Origin of the sequence: Sphingomonas cellulosilytica, assembly GCF_052321755.1 — a bacterium.
GTDB lineage: Bacteria > Pseudomonadota > Alphaproteobacteria > Sphingomonadales > Sphingomonadaceae > Sphingomonas.
This window is the reverse complement of record NZ_JBQRTT010000015.1, coordinates 2,501-5,520: the sequence shown is the minus strand read 5'-3', so window position 1 is coordinate 5,520 and position 3,020 is coordinate 2,501. Positions and strand designations below refer to the sequence as shown.

The 3,020-nt window shown below is 54.4% G+C and carries 1 protein-coding gene and 1 rRNA gene; one reads left to right on the top strand and one right to left on the bottom strand.

Annotated elements, in window-relative coordinates; all coding sequences use genetic code 11:
* Positions 1 to 222 (top strand): hypothetical protein (locus ACTZQ5_RS13970; RefSeq protein WP_443585744.1); only part of this gene is annotated, 222 nt, incomplete at its 5' end.
* On the opposite strand, the gene ACTZQ5_RS13965 is transcribed toward ACTZQ5_RS13970, so the two are convergent.
* Positions 208 to 3,002: ribosomal RNA gene (locus ACTZQ5_RS13965) — 23S ribosomal RNA — on the bottom strand. The genes ACTZQ5_RS13970 and ACTZQ5_RS13965 overlap by 15 nt on opposite strands.
* Positions 3,003 to 3,020 lie beyond the last annotated feature (18 nt).

Genomic DNA, 3,020 nt, shown 5'->3' with positions numbered 1-3,020 from the left:
GTGCAGGGGTTGCGCAGCAAAGTGGTACTTTGCTGCGGTTGGACCGTGGTGGCCGGTCCGCTCGAATTCGCGGGCGTTCCGGTTACCTTGGTCTGGTTCAAAATCGATGCGTGCACTTTTGACGTACTGGTGATTGTATCTGGCGTTCGACGCTTATCATCCACGCCAACCGATGAGAGCCCAGGGCTGTCATTGATGGTGTGTCCTCTCAAGCGCGAATAGGACAATTAGTATCGGTTAGCTCCATGCGTTACCGCACTTCCACATCCGATCTATCAAGGTCGTGGTCTCCGACCGTCCTATGAAATCTTATCTCGAGGGAGGCTTCCCGCTTAGATGCTTTCAGCGGTTATCCCGTCCGTACATAGCTACCCTGCTGCGCCGTTGGCACGACGACAGGTACACCAGAGGTACGTTCAACCCGGTCCTCTCGTACTAGGGTCAACTCCTCTCAAATTTCGACGCCCACGGCAGATAGGGACCAAACTGTCTCGCGACGTTCTGAACCCAGCTCACGTACCACTTTAATTGGCGAACAGCCAAACCCTTGGGACCTGCTCCAGCCCCAGGATGTGATGAGCCGACATCGAGGTGCCAAACAACCCCGTCGATATGAGCTCTTGGGGGTTATCAGCCTGTTATCCCCGGCGTACCTTTTATCCGTTGAGCGATGGCCCTTCCACGAGGGACCACCGGATCACTATGACCGACTTTCGTCTCTGCTCGACTTGTCAGTCTCGCAGTCAGGCGGGCTTATGCCATTGCACTCTAAACAGCCGGTTTCCAACCGGCCTGAGCCCACCATCGCGCGCCTCCGTTACTCTTTAGGAGGCGACCGCCCCAGTCAAACTACCCGCCACAGAGGGTCCCTGCACCGGCTAACGGTGCGAGGTTAGACATCAGAAAACAACAGGGTGGTATTTCACCTATGGCTCCACGCCGGCTGGCGCCAACGCTTCAAAGCCTCCCACCTATGCTACACAGTTCTTTCCTAATGCCACTCTGAAGCTGCAGTAAAGGTGCACGGGGTCTTTCCGTCTAACCGCGGGTACTCCGCATCTTCACGGAGAATTCAATTTCGCTGAGCATGTCCTGGAGACAGTGGGGAAGTCGTTACGCCATTCGTGCAGGTCGGAACTTACCCGACAAGGAATTTCGCTACCTTAGGACCGTTATAGTTACGGCCGCCGTTTACCTGGGCTTCATTTCAGAGCTTGCACCCCTCCACTTAACCTTCAGGCACCGGGCAGGCGTCAGGCCCTATACGTCGTCTTGAAGCCGACTTAGCAGAGCCCTGTGTTTTTGCTAAACAGTCGCTACCCCCTGGCCTGTGCCCCCAGCAAGAGCTTGCGCCTATGCTGGGCCTCCTTCTTCCGAAGGTACGGAGGCAATTTGCCGAGTTCCTTCAGGACACTTCTCTCAAGCGCCTTGGTATACTCTACCAGACCACCTGTGTCGGTTTCGGGTACGGTCTATACGGTGGGGCTATTTCCTGGAACAGTTTCGAAGCACGCTCAATCCGATAAGAGCGTACAACACACACCATCCGTCACACACCACCAGGCCCACGAATATTAACGTGGTTCCCATCGACTACCCCCTTCGGGCTCGTCTTAGGGGCCGGCTCACCCTGCGCGGATTAGCCTTGCGCAGGAACCCTTGGTCTTTCGGCGAGAGGGCATCTCACCCTCTTTATCGCTACTCATGTCTGCATTCGCACTTCCGATACCTCCACGACCCATTACCAGATCGCTTCACAGGCTTACGGAACGCTCCGCTACCGCGTGGATAAATCCACACCCTAAGCTTCGGTGCGTGTCTTGAGCCCCGTTACATCTTCGCCGCAGAAACCCTTGTTTAGACCAGTGAGCTGTTACGCTTTCTTTAAAGGATGGCTGCTTCTAAGCCAACCTCCTGGTTGTTTTGGGATTTCCACATGCTTTCCCACTTAGACACGACTTGGGGACCTTAGCTGTAGGTCAGGGCTGTTTCCCTTTTGACGACGGACCTTAGCACCCGCCGTCTGTCTCCCGAGTATCACTCCTGGGTATTCGGAGTTTGGTTAGAGTTGGTAGATCTCGCGACCCCCGCATCCATCCAGTGCTCTACCCCCCAGGGTGTCCGCTCGAGGCACTACCTCAATAGTTTTCGCGGAGAACCAGCTATTTCCCGGCTTGATTGGCCTTTCACCCCTAAACACAACTCATCCGGTAACTTTTCAACGTTAATCGGTTCGGACCTCCAGTGCGTGTTACCGCACCTTCATCCTGGTCATGCCTAGATCGCCGGGTTTCGGGTCTAATACATCAAACTATAGCGCCCTATTCAGACTCGCTTTCGCTGCGCCTACACCTATCGGCTTAAGCTTGCTTGATACATTAAGTCACAGACCCATTATGCAAGAGGTACGCAGTCAGCCCTCAAGAGGCCTCCTACTGCTTGTAGGCAATCCGTTTCAGGTACTGTTTCACTCCCCTCATCGGGGTGCTTTTCACCTTTCCCTCACGGTACTAGTTCGCTATCGGTCACATACGAGTATTTAGGCTTGGAGGGTGGTCCCCCCATGTTCAGACAGAATTACACGTGTTCCGCCCTACTCGAGTCCTATCACATCACTTTCGCATACGGGGCTGTCACCCGCTATGGCGCTACTTTCCAGAAGCTTCTGCTAGTTGAATGATAGGCACTGGCCTGGTCCGCGTTCGCTCGCCACTACTAACGGAATCTCGGTTGATGTCTTTTCCTCCAGCTACTGAGATGTTTCAGTTCACCGGGTTCGCTTCTCGAAACCTATGTATTCAGTCTCAAGATACCTGTTCCCAATTAACCCCGCTCGTCCTCTTGCGACAACGTTCGAGATTAATCGGATAGGTGGGTTTCCCCATTCGGAAATCTGCGGGTCAAAGGTTGCTCACACCTCACCGCAGCTTATCGCAGCGTGCCACGTCCTTCATCGCCTGTATGTGCCAAGGCATCCACGAATTGCCCTTACCTCACGCTTGAGAGTCCACACCACCAAC